Origin of the sequence: Mastigocoleus sp. MO_188.B34, assembly GCF_030065675.1 — a bacterium.
GTDB lineage: Bacteria > Cyanobacteriota > Cyanobacteriia > Cyanobacteriales > Nostocaceae > Mastigocoleus.
Window position 1 is genome coordinate 1 of the sequence record NZ_JASJDK010000066.1, and the last position, 17,795, is coordinate 17,795.

17 protein-coding genes, 1 pseudogene and 1 riboswitch are annotated in these 17,795 nt (G+C 34.7%); of the genes and pseudogenes, 15 read left to right on the forward strand and 3 right to left on the reverse strand.

Annotated elements, in window-relative coordinates:
- Both QNJ50_RS16200 and QNJ50_RS16205 read left to right on the forward strand, forming a co-directional pair.
- Window positions 1–124: pseudogene (locus tag QNJ50_RS16200) on the forward strand (IS630 family transposase); the annotation flags it as partial.
- Between the two features lie 57 nt (window positions 125–181).
- Entirely contained in the window at window positions 182–730 is a 549-nt protein-coding gene (locus QNJ50_RS16205) for a hypothetical protein (protein ID WP_300637011.1), read from the forward strand.
- Between the two features lie 106 nt (window positions 731–836).
- Here QNJ50_RS16205 and QNJ50_RS16210 read toward each other — a convergent pair whose 3' ends face one another.
- Window positions 837–1,601, reverse strand: coding sequence for a hypothetical protein (locus tag QNJ50_RS16210; protein WP_300637013.1), 765 nt, complete (start codon window positions 1,599–1,601; stop codon window positions 837–839).
- 259 nt (window positions 1,602–1,860) lie between these two features.
- Window positions 1,861–3,069, reverse strand: a complete 1,209-nt coding sequence (locus QNJ50_RS16215; RefSeq protein WP_300637015.1) for a response regulator — start codon at window positions 3,067–3,069, stop codon at window positions 1,861–1,863.
- A gap of 421 nt (window positions 3,070–3,490) precedes the next feature.
- Here QNJ50_RS16215 and QNJ50_RS16220 point away from each other — a divergent pair, with 421 nt between their 5' ends.
- From QNJ50_RS16220 to QNJ50_RS16280, 13 genes are all read left to right on the forward strand, one after another.
- Window positions 3,491–4,150, forward strand: a complete 660-nt coding sequence (locus QNJ50_RS16220) for a hypothetical protein (protein WP_300637017.1) — start codon at window positions 3,491–3,493, stop codon at window positions 4,148–4,150.
- A gap of 67 nt (window positions 4,151–4,217) precedes the next feature.
- The gene (locus QNJ50_RS16225) at window positions 4,218–6,599 is read left to right on the forward strand and encodes an OmpA family protein (protein ID WP_300637019.1); all 2,382 of its coding nucleotides are present in this window, start codon (window positions 4,218–4,220) and stop codon (window positions 6,597–6,599) included.
- Window positions 6,600–6,733: 134 nt separating this feature from the next.
- Window positions 6,734–7,258, forward strand: coding sequence for a Rab family GTPase (locus tag QNJ50_RS16230; RefSeq protein WP_300637021.1), 525 nt, complete (start codon window positions 6,734–6,736; stop codon window positions 7,256–7,258).
- Between the two features lie 8 nt (window positions 7,259–7,266).
- Window positions 7,267–8,784 (forward strand): ATP-binding protein, encoded by a 1,518-nt coding sequence (locus tag QNJ50_RS16235; RefSeq protein WP_300637023.1) that lies wholly within the window; start codon window positions 7,267–7,269, stop codon window positions 8,782–8,784.
- A gap of 58 nt (window positions 8,785–8,842) precedes the next feature.
- A complete protein-coding gene (locus QNJ50_RS16240) occupies window positions 8,843–9,061 on the forward strand; it encodes a hypothetical protein (protein WP_300637025.1) in 219 nt (72 codons plus the stop codon).
- A 143-nt stretch (window positions 9,062–9,204) separates the two neighbouring features.
- Window positions 9,205–9,606 carry a DUF4112 domain-containing protein gene (locus QNJ50_RS16245; RefSeq protein ID WP_300637027.1) on the forward strand — a complete coding sequence of 134 codons (402 nt, stop codon included), beginning with the start codon at window positions 9,205–9,207 and terminating at the stop codon, window positions 9,604–9,606.
- Between the two features lie 643 nt (window positions 9,607–10,249).
- Complete coding sequence (gene cbiT / locus QNJ50_RS16250; protein WP_300637029.1) at window positions 10,250–10,852, forward strand: precorrin-6Y C5,15-methyltransferase subunit CbiT; 603 nt, start codon at window positions 10,250–10,252, stop codon at window positions 10,850–10,852.
- 258 nt (window positions 10,853–11,110) lie between these two features.
- Entirely contained in the window at window positions 11,111–11,998 is an 888-nt protein-coding gene (locus QNJ50_RS16255) for a phosphatidate cytidylyltransferase (RefSeq protein WP_300637031.1), read from the forward strand.
- A gap of 591 nt (window positions 11,999–12,589) precedes the next feature.
- Window positions 12,590–12,804: riboswitch (cobalamin riboswitch) on the forward strand.
- 404 nt (window positions 12,805–13,208) lie between these two features.
- Window positions 13,209–13,994, forward strand: a complete 786-nt coding sequence (locus QNJ50_RS16260; RefSeq protein WP_300637033.1) for an energy-coupling factor ABC transporter permease — start codon at window positions 13,209–13,211, stop codon at window positions 13,992–13,994.
- Window positions 13,972–14,298 carry an energy-coupling factor ABC transporter substrate-binding protein gene (locus tag QNJ50_RS16265; protein ID WP_300637035.1) on the forward strand — a complete coding sequence of 109 codons (327 nt, stop codon included), beginning with the start codon at window positions 13,972–13,974 and terminating at the stop codon, window positions 14,296–14,298. The genes QNJ50_RS16260 and QNJ50_RS16265 overlap by 23 nt, the downstream gene beginning before the upstream one ends.
- Window positions 14,299–14,307: 9 nt before the next feature.
- The gene (gene cbiQ, locus QNJ50_RS16270; protein WP_300637037.1) at window positions 14,308–15,114 is read left to right on the forward strand and encodes a cobalt ECF transporter T component CbiQ; all 807 of its coding nucleotides are present in this window, start codon (window positions 14,308–14,310) and stop codon (window positions 15,112–15,114) included.
- Entirely contained in the window at window positions 15,095–15,916 is an 822-nt protein-coding gene (locus QNJ50_RS16275) for an ABC transporter ATP-binding protein (protein WP_300637039.1), read from the forward strand. Before cbiQ ends, QNJ50_RS16275 begins: the two co-directional genes overlap by 20 nt.
- A 222-nt stretch (window positions 15,917–16,138) precedes the next feature.
- Entirely contained in the window at window positions 16,139–16,474 is a 336-nt protein-coding gene (locus QNJ50_RS16280) for a hypothetical protein (RefSeq protein ID WP_300637041.1), read from the forward strand.
- Between the two features lie 333 nt (window positions 16,475–16,807).
- On the opposite strand, the gene raiA is transcribed toward QNJ50_RS16280, so the two are convergent.
- Window positions 16,808–17,479, reverse strand: a complete 672-nt coding sequence (gene raiA / locus QNJ50_RS16285) for a ribosome-associated translation inhibitor RaiA (RefSeq protein ID WP_300637043.1) — start codon at window positions 17,477–17,479, stop codon at window positions 16,808–16,810.
- Window positions 17,480–17,795 lie beyond the last annotated feature (316 nt).

A 17,795-nucleotide genomic window follows, 5' to 3' on the forward strand; every position in this document is an offset into this window, starting at 1 on the left:
AATCAAGGAAGTTACTGCTTGGGAAATACAAAGAAATCAACGCGATCGCACAGTTGATTGGCAGTTTACTACCACAGATGCGCGGATTAAACTTAAACGACTTTATCCCTCAATTATTTCTTGACAGACTACTAGATATGCTCAGAAAATTATTGCTCAAACCAAAATCAAAGCTATTAATGTGGTGCAAAGTGATTTCAACTCATTTGCAAATTCTTTTGCTACCCCTTTCGAGAGTCCTGATGGCGATACTTTACCGTTGACAACGCAGCAACTTGTCACCTACGGAACTTACCCAAATACCGGAAGAACTTATCCACAGATTATTTCCTGTAAAATGAAGAGCGCTGATGCCATCAAGTTTTTTTATGGGGAGGATGCAGCAGTATCTGGGTCTAGCTGTCGCGATATCCACAAGCGGATTCTCAAAAAAGTCTTCTCTAAACTCAAGACCAGAAAGATAAAGAAGTTAGCCTTTGAAAAAGACGAGGTTATTCTTGAACCTGATATAGTTGCTACTAATGGTCCAGAGTGGCTAAACCCATTTCCTCCAGACTTGGCATATTTGGGTGATGATGGATTGCTCCACTTGCAAGCAAAATCCCTACCTGTACCTAGAACGGTACCGCCATTTGTTTCCATTGGACCCGAACGAAAGGGCGTACATTACTGTCATCTAGCTGCACCAGAATACATTACTGCATTGATAACTGGCGCTGTAGTACCTTAACTACAAAGGATATGATTTAACTTGAATCTTCAGGACGCACTAAAGTGCGTCCCTATTACAAATAATGTTACAAATTATTTTTTGTAAATCCCTAATTTGTAAATCCCTAAGTTCCTGTACCAACAGCAAAGATATTAGAACCTTCAGAGTTCGCTTCAGGAATACTTTCAACTATTTTTGTCACTGCAATATTACCATCTACACCTGCCATAAATTTATTGTTAATTAAATTGGAAAAAGTAGTAACATCACTAAACCAATTTTCAACAATTTGAGTAATTGAACTGAGTTTTTCCTCCGAATTATTACCACTAATTTGATGGCTGAAGTTACCACTAAAAATCACAATCGGGATAGGTTGATCCTTTTGACGCAACTCAGCTTGAGTAATATTTAAAGCAACGGGAGTATCTTGTAACTTATAAACCAAATTTAAAGATGCTTGCATGGGTACTTCCCCTTCTTTTTTCCAAACACCGTCAGATAAGAGATGCTCGGTAATAAAGTTGCGAGCTGCATCCTTCATAGTAAAAGCAACAAAGCCTCTAGGATTAATCCCTATAGCTTGAAAATCCATATTAGGTAGTACTCGAGCATATTTTTGAGCAATCTTTGCAATGGAAACAGTTGCTGCTGTTTTATCTGCAATTGGTTCGGCAAACATCACCCTATTAGGCTCACCTATAATACTGACACCATTTTTGAAGGTAATACGCGTGAAGTTAGTACTGAATACTGGCTTTCCAGCAAATTCCCATTCTGCAGGTACAATACCGCTATATTTGAGGAAATCTGGATTTAAAATAGAAGGGTTTTGGTTTTTCGCCGCAATAACGATTATTAGTTCTTGAACAGTTAATGGTTGGCTCATGCTATCTACCATATTAATTTATTTAACAGTGATTTTACTACTTACACTCAAAAAATAGTAAAATACTATACTAAAATATTATAAATAATACATTGAGTGTAGCATCTCATAATGAGAATGAAACACAGGAATAATCCAGTTCTACGCCAAAAAATTAAACATTCTCTGTTCTTTACTAGATGATAGCTTTCAAATTATTTATCTGGAGACATAAATAATAATTAATATGTAATCTTTGTAGGAGGAAAAAATTAATTTCCTATAATTTCTGTATCTTATTTATCACATTACTTTTTACAATAGATTTAGGTAGGTATTTATGTATAACTGCCATGACTTTATCTGTCACTATGGGTTTAGTCATAAAATCAGTAGATCCGACAACTTTTGCACGGATTCTATCAAAAAGACCATCACTACCAGTTAAGATAATTACAGGTGTTTTTGCAAATTCAGATATTCTTCTAATCTGAGAACAAACTTCATATCCATTAACTACTGGCATCATTAAATCTAAGAAAATAATGTCAGGTTTATGTTGGATTAACATCGGTAAAGCTTGGATTGTATCTTGGATTTGAAGAAAATTCATCTCGTTTGACGTGATAATTTTTTCCATGGTTTTACATATTTGTAAACTATCATCAATACAAGCGATTAAAGGCTGTTTATATTTTCTAGATGAGATAGAGTTAGAAGTTTTTGTCTTGTCTTTATTTTTTGCTTCAGTAGGCAAAGGTAAATCTGAAATCTTATTAAATTCAATCAATTGTTTGACGACAAATGGTGTTAAACATGAGGCAACTTTCAGGACATCATAATTTAGTTTTAAAGCCAAATCTCGTAGAGTATTCTGCCCATTAAGTAAAGGAACTAAGTTAGCATATAGTTGTGAGTTAATCTCTTTTTTAAATAACTCCTGTTCTCTCAAAACTGGTGATAAATTGGGAGAAAAAGAAGCTAAACCAGCATCAGACCATGCTTTCCATTCACGTTCCATCCGTGTTAGAAAAACTTTAGTACTGATAAAATTAATTGGAACATTTAATATAACTTTAGGTTTTCGGTCACAACGGATAAAACTAAAATTTGCTTGTTGTACAACTTCAAATAATAATTCTGCAACAATATTTTTAGCGACTGCATCTACTTGTCTAGGTTCTACTTCTTCTTTTTTGTATATACTTATAAGTAATTTATAGTCCCAGTATTCGAAAGCAACTTGCTCAGGAGTTAACTTAATTTTATCTAGATTAACTTGAGGACAATATTTTGTCATTAGTCTGCGCCAACGGCGATGAGGATGAGTTCCTCCAGTAGCCCAAATAATGCGTCCAAATCTATAGTAAAAACTCCATTTCTGCTTATTCTGAGATTTAATTTCTAATTTTCCCGTGTATTTAAGTTGAGTACAAACTTTAACTTCTTCTATTGGATCTGTATAAAAATTTGGCTGTGAATGCGACATGATAATCTCTTAATTTTAAATTAGATAATAAATTTGCAAAACTTCAACTAAAGATTTACTATTAAATCTCAGATATAACTCTGTTTCTCAATTTTAACCGGTACGCTACATCATATTTTGTGGAAATATAAGAGCTAGTTATTTTCCCATATTTATCAATATTTGTGATATTTATCCTCCAAATGTTATTTCCTGTATTTCTTATTTTCTAGTTTTATTTATTACAAAAAAAATAGCCCTAGAGAAATTACGGCATTGTTGAAACATACAAGGTAAAAGTGGGAATACTAAATCTGTAGCTTAGAAAGCAGCAGTTTAGCTGGTCTGATTTGTTGTAATCCTCAACGCAGAAAGTTTTTATGCGTCGATCCCTATGACCTCCTAATCTTCGCTTACTAAAGATAACACAAAGGTATAATATATGACTTTTCAAACCAGGGAAGAAGTGCGCGAAAGGCTCGGTAATATTGACCAAATCCGAGACATTATTTTTGGTGCGCAGATTAGAGACTATGAAAACCGCTTTGTTCAACTAGAATCAGATATATCGCGCTTACAACAAGAAATGCGATCCCAGGTTGAACAACTCAAATCGAGTTTTAGTATTGAAATAAAAGCTGCAACAGAAGCATTAGATAAGAAAATAAAATCTATAGCTTTGACGACTCAAGAAGAATCTGTAGATTTACGCCAGCAAGTAGATAGATTAAACCGTAAGTTTTCTAGCAGTATTCAGTCCCTTGACGAAGCATTAGACATTCAAACAACTTCGGTGCGTCAAGAAGCATCCCAAACAAAAATGCAGTTAGAAGATGACATTAAAGCATTGAAAGATTTAGTTTTGGAAGAAATGGAAAGACATTTTTCCCAATTAAGTAAAACTAAAGTCTCTAAAGATGATATTGCTGAAACTTTATTTGCTTTGGGAATGCGCTTAAAAGAAACAGAATTTATCCCAATGTTACGAGAAGCAAGTGATGAAATCAACGGTTATAACTCAACTCCAATATTAAAAGCAAACGAAGAAAAATTTTCTGATATATTGAGTCATTCTCGTAGGTCTAACGATTTGAACTCTTAAATCAAAATAGTTGGCAGTTAAGCTGTTAACTGTTAACTATTGAATATTAAATATTTGGTATATCAACATGACTCAATTAGAAGACTCTGCTTCTTCAAATGTGGATGTAGATTCAAAAGAAAATGCGCAATTAGAAGATTTTATTAAATTATTAGTTGAGTTAAAAATTGTTAATCCAACAGAATCATTTTCATCAAATAACGTTGTTTCAACAGTTAGTTTGTACTCCTCTAACTATGATTCAGCACAAAATAAATCTGTAAGAGATTTAGAATTATCTGAGACTGAGGTGGAAGCAAATATAGATACTGTAGATAGAAATTCACAATTTATTGAAAATCATATACCAACAGATTATCTAGAAGCTGCGATAGATCTGAAATCGCATTTTATCTCACATTCTCAACCTTTAGAGAGTAATGTATTAAGTAATATTAGTGTATTAGATGAAATTGAAAAATCAATTTATTTTGAATTACCGTCCCAAAATAAATTAGAATCTATTAATTACGAAACACAAAACTCTAGTTTAAAATATAATGAATGTGACTCTCACTATAAATCTTCTAAAGTAACTCATAAAGAAGAATCTAATATTGCATTCCAAAAACTACAGAAACTATTATTTGGGCCAGAAATATCAGAGTTAAATACTCGAACTAAAAATATTCAAGATAGTGTTAGATATTTAGAAAATAAAATCTATAATAGTGATGAGCTAATTAATTTATTATTACCATTATTTAGTGAAGTTATACGACGTAAAATATCTATATCTAAAGAAGATATTATTCAAGCGATCGCACCGATTATTGATGATTTAATTAGAACTAGAGGGAAAGAAGACCCAGTTAATATGGGTGAAGCATTATCCACTGTAATTCCATCTGCTTTGGAGAATGTTAGCTCAAAAGACCTTGCAAATGCTCTCGCACCAACAATAGGAGAAGCCATAAAAAGGCAGATTGAAATCGAGCAAGATAAAATTGTTGATGCACTTTATCCCGTAATTGGAAATACTATTTCCAAATATATGATAGAAACTATTCAATCTATTAATGAGAAGATTGAAGAAACCCTTAGCTTTAGAGGTATTAACCGTAAAATAAAAGCTAAATTACAGGGAGTTTCAGAAGCAGAGTTAATTATTAAAGAATCTCTCAGCTTTAGCATTCAAGCAATCTTTCTAATTCATAAAGGTTCTGGATTATTAATTTCAGAAATTCAACCTTCACAGGAAGAACGTTTAGAATCAGATATGGTTGCTGGAATGTTAACTGCAATTCGTGAATTTGCAAATGATTGTATAGCCAAAAATGGGAGAGTTTCTGAACTAGGTGAAATTGACTATGGTGGATCCAAAATTATTTTAGAAGTAGCAGGATATTGTTATCTTGCAATAATTGTAAATGGAGAACCATCTAAGTCTTTGATACAAGAGATGCGATCTACTCTCTGTTTGATAATTAAGAATTATGGTAAATCCATAGAAGAATTTGATGGAAACTTAGACACTATCCCACCTGAAATTAATGCTAGCTTAGAAAAATTAGGAAACTATAAAAATTGTCATAAAAATAAAGAAAATAAAAATAGACTATCTCCATTATTAATATTAAGCTTAATCATGTTAAGTGCGATCGCGATTCCTTGGGGAATTTGGCAATATCGTACTACAGTTATTAGTTCTACAGAAGACAAAATAAGGGTTGCTTTGGATTCTACTCCAGAATTATCTATTTATAATTTGCATGTTGAAGAAAATCAAGGCAAACTACAACTAACTGGAAAATTACCAAACAGATGGCTTCGTAAAAAAGCCGAGCAAATGATAAAAGCTGCAGCACCGAACTGGTCTATTAAGAATAAAATTATTCCTGTTGATATACCCGCAGATCCAATATTAGTAAAGTCTGAAGTTGAAAGAGTTACCAAAATTTTAAATCAAGTGTCTGGTACAGTAATTTATACTAATTTTATTGATGATAAAGTAACTGTAAAAGGTAGTGTTAGACAAATTGCCGATAATAAAAAAATTATTGCAGCATTTGAGCAAATCCCGGGAGTAAAATTTGTCTCAAGTGCAGTTGAGGTTAAAGCTTTAAAAGTTGGAGTGAGAATTTACTTTTCATCAGATTCAGCGACTTTACCTAAGAATATTGATGAAATACTCAAGGAAGTCCAATCATTTCTCAATAAACATCCCTCAACAAAGCTCAAAATCATTGGTTACAGTAACTCTCTTACAAATGATAATTCTCAAGAGATTGCACTTCAAAGAGCTTTAAATGTCAAAAAAATCTTGCTCCAAAAAGGTATTGATCCATCTCGATTACAAGAGAAAGGTAGAATTGATTTACCACCTGGAGTAACAAAAGAACAACCCTCTTGGATGAGACGTTGTGTCATTTTTGAGCCAGTCACAGAAAATAACATTCAACCAAAATAGTTAGTAATATCAAGATTGAAATTATTCAAAATAATTCTTTACATATGATTTAAAAAATTAATCGTTTGCTTTAAAGTTCTACTTAAATCAACATCATTCATTACTGATAATACTAAATTTTATTTTTTTCAATCATGTCTGCTATTTCTCGCAAAATTTGTTTAGTTGGTGATTTTGGTGTAGGTAAAACCAGTTTAATTCGCCGTTTTGTTGATAGACAATTCAGCGATAAATATCTTTCTACCGTGGGTGTTAAAATTTCTCGCAAACTCGTTAAAGGATATCAAAAAGAATTAGCAACTTCACAAGAGCTAAATTTACTTATTTGGGACATTGAAGGTAGTAATAAGTATAAAGCTATTTCTCCTAGTTATTTCCAAGGAGCTAAAGGAGGAATTATAGTTGCAGATTTAACTCGTGAAGATACTCTTGAGCATTTAAAAGACCATATTGAAGCTTTTTTAAAAGTTAATCCTCAAAGTTATACAATATTGGCTCTTAATAAGTCAGATTTAATCGAAATTGAATATTTAGAACGGATTCAAAAAAAATATCAATTTGAAACAAATCCTATGATTTTAAAAACATATTTTACTTCAGCAAAAACAGGGATAAATGTTGATGAGATATTCCAATTATTAGCTAATAATATAATATAAAATTCAAGATGAATCATTTATTAACAAAATTTTTGTCTGCATGCGATAAAGAATACCTAGTAACTAATCAAAACTGGGAAATAATTGAGACATCCTTAATAGACAATAAACTTATAAGTAACTTACCTCAAGACTATTTAGGAAAAGATATTAGAACAATTATTTCAGAACTAGTTGGTTTAGATAATATTGCCCATGAAATTATTCATGGTAAACGAAGTAAATTTGAAATCAAAGGAATAAAAAGTTCTCCAGATAAAAAATTATATATTGATATCTGTATTCTTCCAAATTTTACAGATAATTATGATAATAATAAATTGATATTGTTGATTTCAGATGCAACAGAACGGATGATTTTAGAACAATCATTAGTTCAAGGAGCAAATGAAACTAGTCTGTTATTAAAACAGTTGACAGCTTCTAAGCAATATATAGATAGAGTTGTTACATCAATGGCTGACGCCTTATTAGTAACAACACCATCTGGTAAAATTAAAACAATTAATTTAACAGCAGAGATACTATTAGAATCTAAAGAAGTAGATCTCTTAGAAAAACATATTTCTGTTGTTCTCCCAAAATTTGATAGTTTACAAATAAATAATTTTTACAATACAGAAAATTCAGATTTATTGAACAAAGAAGTAGAAACTACATGTCAAACAAAAAGTGGTAAAAGTATTCCTGTAGCCTTTTCCTGTGCAAAAATTAAAACAGAAATAGAAAGGTTCCGAGGTTATATCTATATTTTACGAGATATGACTGAACGCAAGCAAGCAGAACTTGCAAAACAAGAATTTTTGGCAATTATTAGTCATGAAATTCGTACTCCAATTTCTTCTGTCATGGGAATAGCTGATCTGTTGCTTGAGACGGAATTAGAAGAGGAGCAACAAGAGTTTGTTAAGACCATTTATACTAGCGGCAATTCTTTACTTAAGATTGTGAATGATATTCTAGATTTTGCCAAAATTGAATCTGGAAAATTGGAATTAGAAGCCCAACCTTTTTATCTGTGCAATTGTATTCAGGAAGCTATCTGTTTGCTGTCACTAAAAGCTGAAAATAAAAAGTTAACTTTAAACTTCAATCCTTCACCTAACCTACCTGAAATGATTGTGGGTGATATTACTCGATTACGGCAAATTTTACTTAACCTAATTAGTAATGCGATCAAATTTACTTCCGAAGGAGGAGTAGAAGTTTTTGTCAATAGTCATGAAATTGGAAAAACCCAAGCAGGTAACGAGCTTTACGAAATACAGTTCGCAGTGAAAGATACAGGTATTGGGATTCCCCAGGATCGTCTAGACCGTCTATTTCAATCCTTTTGTCAGGTTAATTCTTCTATCACCCGAAAATATGGTGGTACGGGTTTAGGTTTGTCTATTTGCAGGCAACTAACTGAACTGATGGGGGGTAGAATTTGGGTAGAAAGTAAATTAGGTGAAGGTACTACATTCTATTTCACAATTATTGCACCGATTTTTTCCTTCGAGTTGCAGAATAGAATTTTAAGTTAATTTTTTATCTCAAGCTTCTATTTACTTTTTATGTGTCTTAGCTAAAGGCTTTGGGAACATGAACTATATCTTAATTTTGGTGCTAGGTTTCGCTTGTATTGTGATCGGCTTAAAAATTCAAGAAGAAGTTTATCGTTTATCAGCAGCCTTTACTGGAAGTATTGTTTTGATTTGGGGTTTTACTTTAACACCTACAGCTTTTCAGGTAATGGTTGAGGTTGGTATTGTTTTATCTGTTTTCTCTATCTGCGTGCGTTGTTGGGAATGTGAACAATAGTGAGAATTGGTGATTGGTCATCCTTTAGAATGATTTTTATCAAATTATTAGTAAAATTTTTATTTTTATTTCCTATTTATCCGGATAGAAGATAAATAACCTAAAATCATGAGACTATATTTACATCAAATGATACTCACCCAATGAAGATTTCTAAACGTATTGCAACTCTCAACCGCGTTCGGAAACTTAGCCGCTTGATGGATTCATCCATACGCCTTCCAGGAACAAAGTTTCGGATTGGATTAGACCCTATTATAGGTCTGATACCTGGAGCAGGAGATCTTATTAGCGCAATATTTTCGGCATACATCATACTTTTAGCGACTCGTTTGTCTATCCCTACTCGGGATTTGGGACAAATGGTATTCAATGTTGGTTTAGAAGCAATCGTTGGTACAATACCTCTTGTGGGAGATTTGTTTGATGCTTTTTATAAGTCTAATATTCGTAACCTGGAAATTTTAGAACAACATTTGAGTCAAGCAGAGCCAGAATTAGAAAATATTAATTCAGAAATTTCAAGGTATGCTCAAGTAAAATAAATATTCCTAAGCATGTATCTATACAATAAATAGTTCTTATATCCCTTGCAGAATGTCAGGGATATTTATCTAATTATTAACTTGCGCGTTAAATTTTTAATATAGTAGTGAGCATTTAGATTGGGACACTATATTTCGCGAAGAAGGGAACAGGGAATAGAAAACAAGTAAACTTCCTAAAATCGTAGTGCTACATTTTCTCTGTGATTTTTTTTGAAGTTATGAGTAGCTATTGTGAGTCAAGATATGCTAAGTTTTTTCAGGATTCTAGCAGAGCTGAATGTCAGCAACCCCCGACTAAAGTCGGAGGCTTCTAGCCTTTAACTGACCAGACTAAGGATTAATTTCCTACATTTAAACTAAGTGCTTAAGTTCCTACCTTGAAATGCGTAGCCAGTTTCAAGCTCTAGAATCAAAAAGTTAAACAGATTTAAAGGGGTTAAGTCAGTACTTTTTGGATACGCCGAGTTTAAATATTGTCGAGGCTCACTTTACCGCGTAAGCGAGTATGCCGTAACTGGCAAAAAGGAGAAACGCGGGTAATCAATTACCCGCTCGTTTTTCCTCCCCCACTTAAAAGTGCGGGGTTTCCAAACTCACGCAGGTTTTTAGATGACTTAAAGTCTTCATACTTATAACAAATATGCCTTGTGAACTTTGGCCTTATGTTACCCCTGGAATTCCAGATGAATTATTTGAACGTTTACCAGGAATTCCATTAAGCAAGCGAGAGATTCGCTTGTTGTTAATCGCTCAGCTAAGACTAAAACCTGATTCCGTTTTATGGGACATTGGTGCGGGTACCGGTACCATCCCAGTAGAAGCAGGATTACTTTGTCCAAAGGGAAAAATTATCGCGGTTGAGAGAGATGAAGATGTAGCCGATCTCATTCGGCGTAATTGTGATCGTTTCGGGGTGAAAAATGTAAAAGTAGTTGAAGGAATTGCTCCTGCTTGCTTGGAGGAAATTAAGGAGCTTCCCCGACGAGTTTGTATTGAAGGAGGACGACCCATTCAAGACATTTTGCAGGTCGCATGGAATTATTTACCTCCCCATGGTAGATTAGTCGCCACGGCTACTAACTTAGAAAATTTGTACGCAATTTCCCAAACTTTTGCTCAACTTCAAGTACGAAATATTGAAATAGTTCAGTCAGCAGTGAATCGCTTGGAAACACGCGGATTATCTCAAACTTTTGCCGCTTTAAATCCTGTATTTATACTTAGTGGCGAAAAGCTAGAGTGAATAGGTCTAAAATAAATCATAGTTACCTGATGTTAAATTGTGAAATTTAATAATTCATAATTAATAACTGTGCGAGTACAACTGTGGGGAGTCAATGCGTTATTAAATATAAATATCTGTGATGCACCTCGCTGTAGTAGTTTAAGCCTAGGTACGCTGAACAAGCGAACTGTAAGCATAGTTAAAGGCTTTGTTCAAACCGCAGGCTCTGTGGTTAGACAACCCTAACCGCTATAATTTATATCTTATTTTTTGTGTATGCCTTGGTCTCGGATTATCAGTGGAATTGTTGCTATTGCACTGGCTCTAATTGCAACTATTTTGGGAGGATGGTACTTCACCATACTTTTTGCAGTAATTATTTATTTAGGACAACGAGAATTTTTTAATTTAGTTAAAGCTAAAGGTATGGCTCCTGCAGCTAAAACTACTCTGTTTGTAAGTCAATTATTGCTAGTTATTTGTACCCTTGATGGTAATTTAGCTGATGCAATTATGCCTATATGCGGTACATTAATATGTTTCTATTTGCTGTTTCAACCCAAAATGGCAACAATTGCTGATATTTCCGCCTCGGTTTTAGGATTATTTTACACGGGTTATTTGCCTAGTTATTGGGTAAGGCTACGTGGTATTGACGGTGCAAACCTCAGCAATCTGCCCCTTGGAGGTTATTTACCGCAGTTAGATCCAAATATTTCCCAATCCTTTGAAGTTTCTGATTTACCTAGAGGGTTAACAGCTACATTATTAACTTTCTTATGTATTTGGGCTGCTGATATTGGTGCTTACATTGTGGGTAAGTTTTTTGGTAAAACACCTTTGTCAGACATTAGTCCGAAAAAGACTGTTGAAGGAGCGTTATTTGGAGTTATTGGTAGCGTTCTTGTTGCCATATGTGGAGCATATTTATTAAAATGGCCTCACCCAATTATTGTTGGTGCAGCTGTAGGATTAACAATTGGTATTGCCAGCATTTTAGGAGATTTGACGGAGTCAATGTTAAAACGAGATGCTGGAGTTAAAGATTCTGGACAATTAATTCCTGGTCATGGTGGAATTCTAGATCGTACTGATAGCTATATTTTTACTGCACCTCTAGTTTATTATTTTGTCACGCTTTTATTGCCGTTGTTGAAGACTTGATAATTGGCGACTCGTGACTTGCGATCATACTCGTCTGCGTGCTAGCAACTAAACATGAATGATATTAGCCAATGGAGTAACATACCATTATCACTACTCACATCCACTATGTGCTAAGCAAGGTTATGTTGAATTAGTTAATAAGTTATCAAAAATTAATTTATTTTTGTTGTTTTCTAATAGTTGTAGCCTGGAATCTCTACTATGCTGTTGTGATTTATCCAAAAGTAACCTAGCATAAATTTGACAGAGAAATTACTCAAAGTTGGGTAGATCGAATTTTTTCAGATACCATTAGAGGTAAATTCATCAAGAATTTACGTTTTCGCGAGGAATCTCATTTATGGGATCAGAAAGGGTATATTCGATACTATGTATGCACTAAAAATTTAGACTGCGAACTTATTGATAATGTTGTAATTGTATATCGTTCTGATTTTCCTTGAAATCCCAGAGAGTTTTGTAGGAACTGTTTTTGTAGGGACTAATTATTATATACTGTGTACAAAAATAATTAAAAAAATACCATTTATCAACTACCCATTTGTTTAAGTTTTGAATTCTCAATGACTGAAGCCATCAGAACATTGGTGGTATAATTTTTTTGTCGGTTTTGAAGGGAAACAGCCTTCAAACGTAAGGGGGAAAGTATCCGGTGCAAGTCCGGCACTGTCCCGCAGCTGTAAGCTCAATTTTGTGATTCAAATTTATAATTGAGAATTATAAGTAATTGTTCAATTATAAGTTCACATTTGTTCATTCAGATTGAGTAAGTCAGAATGCCCGCCGATAATTACGTTTATTTTTTATCAGCTCATCTGCGAGGTACGGATGCGTTATCGTTCAGTATTGTCACAATTATTTAATTTAGTCGCGCCAGCAACGCAACAAAAATCACTTGGCGTATATATAGAGTAGTAGATATTAGCAATAATATTTAAGTGCACAGTCTACCTTAAATAAATCTTCACTTACCTGAATTACTTAATCAGGAATATATACTCAATACTTACAATTCAACAGTCAAATATTTACAATTATTGTCTCAATAATTTCCCTAGGGAACTAGCGTTAAGTTTAGTCCGGATTACTTGTCACCGGTCGATTAGTATTTAACATCTCCCTAGGAACAATTATCAGTTTATGGCGTTACCTATAAACTGACAACTGTAGCCCGTAAGGGCGTGGCGTTACCCATAAACTGATAACTATGAAACAAAATCGAGTCAAACTTCATTCAGTTGGACTGGCATTACTAAGCTTATATTTGGTAGTAAACTTACCAAAACCTGCTTATGCAATGCATATTATGGAAGGTTTTTTACCGATTGGTTGGGCGGTTTTTTGGTGGGTTGTCTCCTTACCATTTTTTATTTTAGGATTACGATCGCTAACTCGCATCACTAGAGAAAATCCGGAGTTGAAGCTTTTACTTGCTTTAGCTGGCGCTTTTACTTTTGTATTGTCAGCATTGAAAATTCCTTCAGTTACTGGTAGTTCTTCTCACCCTACTGGTACGGGATTAGGTGCAGTATTGTTTGGTCCCTTAGCAATGTCGGTTTTGGGTACCTTAGTACTATTATTTCAAGCTGTGTTAATGGCGCACGGTGGCTTGACAACATTGGGAGCAAACATGTTTTCAATGGCGATCGCCGGCCCATTTGCAGCATACTGGATATATCGGCTAATTATGCAATCTAGTGGCAAGCAAAAGCTAGCAATCTTTTTAGCCACTGCATTCGCAAATTTACTTACCTACGTTATTACTTCTTTTCAGTTGGCTTTAGCTTTCCCCGCACCTGTTGGTGGTGTCATTGCTTCTCTAAGTAAATTTATTGGAATCTTTGCCTTTACTCAGGTTCCCCTAGCAATCAGTGAAGGACTATTAACTGTACTCGTGTGGAACTGGCTAATATCTTACAACTCTCAAGAATTGGAATTGTTGAACTTAATTAAGCGGGAGTCTCAAAGAAGTGAATCAATCAAATCAGTCTAATACAAATCAATTTCATAAAGGATGGAATAATTGGCTGTTGATCTTGGCAATTATAAGTTTAGCAGTTTTACCATTGATATTTGTTCGTGGTGCAGAATTTGGTGGTGCGGATGGTGAGGCTGAAAAAGCAATCACCGAAGTTGAACCAGAATATAAACCTTGGTTTCAACCAGTTTTTGAACCACCAAGTGGGGAAGTAGAAAGTTTATTATTTTCGACCCAAGCGGCTTTGGGTGCTGGAATTATTGGCTATGGAATTGGTTTATATCGCGGGCGTTCCCAAAAGCAAAAACGTGAAGAGTAAGCATTCCCCATGAGTTTGCAACTAGATACCTTAGCTTACACTAACCGTCTGCGAAAATTACCACCGGAACACAAGCTGATTTTTGCGATCGCAACTCTGGTGATTTCCCTATGCAGTCATCCACCGGTACAAATTTTACTTACTCTGTGGATGAGTGTTTGGACTGTTTTTTATGCCAGAATTCCTGCAGGAATTTACCTACGAGTATTAATATTTGCCGGTTTTTTCTGGCTTACGAGTTTACCTGCATTAATACTCAATGGTGTTTCTCTGAGTGATTTTTCCCAAGTTCAAGGCGATTCTTGGCAGAGTTTAAGGTTGCATTCTTACTATATTTATATCAGTCGTAGTGGAATTCACCAAGCGACGTTAATTTTTACCAGAGCGATCGCCTCTGTTTCTTGTCTATATTTTTTGATGTTAACTGTTCCATTTACGGAGATTTTGCACACGCTGCGTCGATTCAAGTTTCCCGTACTTTTGACTGAAATATTGTTATTAATGTATCGATTTATTTTTATTTTGTTGTATGTAGCCAATGAATTATTAAGGGCGCAAAAGTCCCGTGGTGGTTATCGTAATTGGCGTACTAGCATGAAAAGCTTAGCCTTACTGATTAGTCAATTATTAAAGCGAACTTTACAAAAATACAGTCAATTTTCTTTGGGATTAGAAACGCGGGGTTTTGCAGGAGAATTTCGGGTGTGGTCTCCCCAACGCTATCGTTCATCCAGACGATATACCGTAGAAGCAATTTGTGGGTGTCTAGTATTAATTGGATTAGAATTGTGGCTACATGCAAGAATATTTACTTGAATTTGAGCAGGTATATTACACTTATCCCGGCGCACAGCAATCTTCTCTAAATGGTATTACACTCAAAATTCCATCTGGTAAAAAGTGTGCTCTTATAGGTCAAAATGGTTGTGGTAAAACAACTTTATTCTTGCTCGCAAATGGTTTGTACAAACCTAATGCTGGAACCATACGTTGGTGCGGAGAAATTTTACGCTACAACCGCAATTATCTCAGTAAACTGCGACAAAAAGTTGGATTGGTTTTTCAAGATCCCGAACAGCAACTCGTTGCTTCCACCGTTGAAGAAGATATTTCCTATGGTTTGTGTAATTTAAACCTACCTAACAAAGACATTCAGTCACGAGTCGAGCAAGCACTAACAGAGTTTGACTTGGAAGATTTAGCTCAAAGACCATTGCATCATCTCAGCTTGGGACAAAAAAAACGAATTTCTATAGCCGATGTTATGGTGTTAGAACCCCAACTTTTGTTGTTAGATGAACCCACTGCATATTTGGATGTCAAGCATACTCGTAAATTGACAAAAATTCTTAAAAGAATCCATGGGAATGGTACAACTTTGTTGATGGCTACCCACGATCTAGATCTAGTCGCTCGGTGGGCTGATTGGATTTTTGTGATGGGTGGAGGAAAGTTAGTTCTGGAAGGTGCACCAGAAGATGTGTTTATGCAATGCGACCTGCTAGAAAAATTAGATTTGGGATTGCCACTAATATATCAATTATTATTTGATGAGAATTTATCCTCTGAAGAAAAAACCATTGTAGAAAAATTACGACGACGTTACTTAAAATCTTGATCTCAGTTCAAATTTCTGAGGTTATTATTTTTCAGTGAAAATTTTGATAGCGGAATGCTAAGCTGATTAATTACTTCGCTAATACAAAAAAGTGTTGTCATACAGCAATCATTAGATTCCTGCATTAGCAATATATTTAGGAACATCAGATAGTTTTAAATTCTATGTTTACAGTTCACACTTGGTTGCAAATTCGAGGGACATACCATAATGGTTAAATTTGTGCTGTCATTTAATGCTGAAGATTTAGAATTGCTGCTGGTCGATCGTGGTGTACCAGCAGAAGAAGCTTTTGATGCGCGTGCAATCAAGGAAAGGTACATTCAAACTGAAGAAATGCCCAAAATAGGAGAAACTATTATGTATCCGATTTTTGGGATCTTGAATGATGAATTAAGACACTGGATACATCAAAATATTGGATTCAGAGTTACAAACATCATTCATAATCCTATTGGGGTGGTGTCGTTTTCCGGTACTCCCGAAAATGAAACAACCCAAAATGAGGTTCACACAGTTCTTATAGTCACACCATGTAGACTTCCCATACTCAAGTAAGAGCAAACCACCCCCAAATAGCCCCGTTACTATCCCCAAAGGTAACGGGGTATTCGTTTAACTGTTTTCTGTTCGTTTTGTATTGGCGATTCAAAAAATAGAAAAAATAAACTTAACAAAGAACAAACCCACACCTAACATGGCAGGGGCTTGAGTGGAGGAATGGGAGAATAAAACATTTTTGAGAGGTGATAGCGGCAGTTATTGCTAATCATATACCTAAGGTAGATTATGCCAGCCACTAACACCTTGCTCTATGAGATACTTAATTTGACAAACAATTTATGTCTGCCCGAGACTAACTATTCAAACACATTTCTACTTGCTTGTCCGCTAATTTCTTTTGGGCATCACAACATTAGTATTAACATTTTGGCTGTGACCGTTGGTATGACTATTAGCATGAACTTTTCCACTACCGTTGGTATTAGCCTTACCACGGGGTTGAATTACTCCATAACCTCCATGATTGCGTTCGTAAATTACATTAATTTCGTTTGTTTCGATATTTAGGAACATATAAAAATCATGCCCCACCATTTGTAACTGCTCTAGTGCTTCTTTCACAGTCATTGGTGGCATAGCAAAATACTTCGTGCGCACAACTTCTTTTGGTAACTCCGGAGTACGATTCCCGATTAAGTCTGTAATTACAGCTTCTTCGGTTACGTAAACTTCATTTGTGGAGGTGCTGTTGTTTTTTTTGCTCTGGCGTCTTTCTTTATATTTACGTAATTGTCGAGTTATTTTATCTGCAACCAAATCAATACTGGCATATAAATTCTCGCTACTTTCTTCTGCACGAATTACATTGCCATTTGCAAAAACCGTTACTTCCGCCGACTGATTAGGATTTATTCGGGGATTACGAGCTACGCTGAGGTGAATATCCACCTGATTTGTAATATTCTGAAAATGATTGACTGCCTTTTCTATCTTCTGATTGACGTAGTCGCGAATTGCATCGGTAATTTCAATATTTTTCCCGTGGATGACAAGCTTCATGCAAACTCTCCCACTTTATTTACGTGTATTTTTTACTTATCGGAAGGAGTCGCGGCGATTCTTACTCTCTGCCGCTCAAATTAAGAACTTCTATTTGAATTCGTCTGTTTTTTTGAATTCTTCGGTTAGAATCTGTCCTTATGAATTTAACTTGTTGTTAATGTGCATAACCAGATAATAACTCAATAAAACAAAAAATTATAAGTAAGCGTAACTCTTCGTAACTCAATATATATGCACTAGTCACAGCCAGAAGAAAACAGACTTTATGTACAACGATGTACACATTAAAAGCTCTCTCTCACAAGCAGAATGT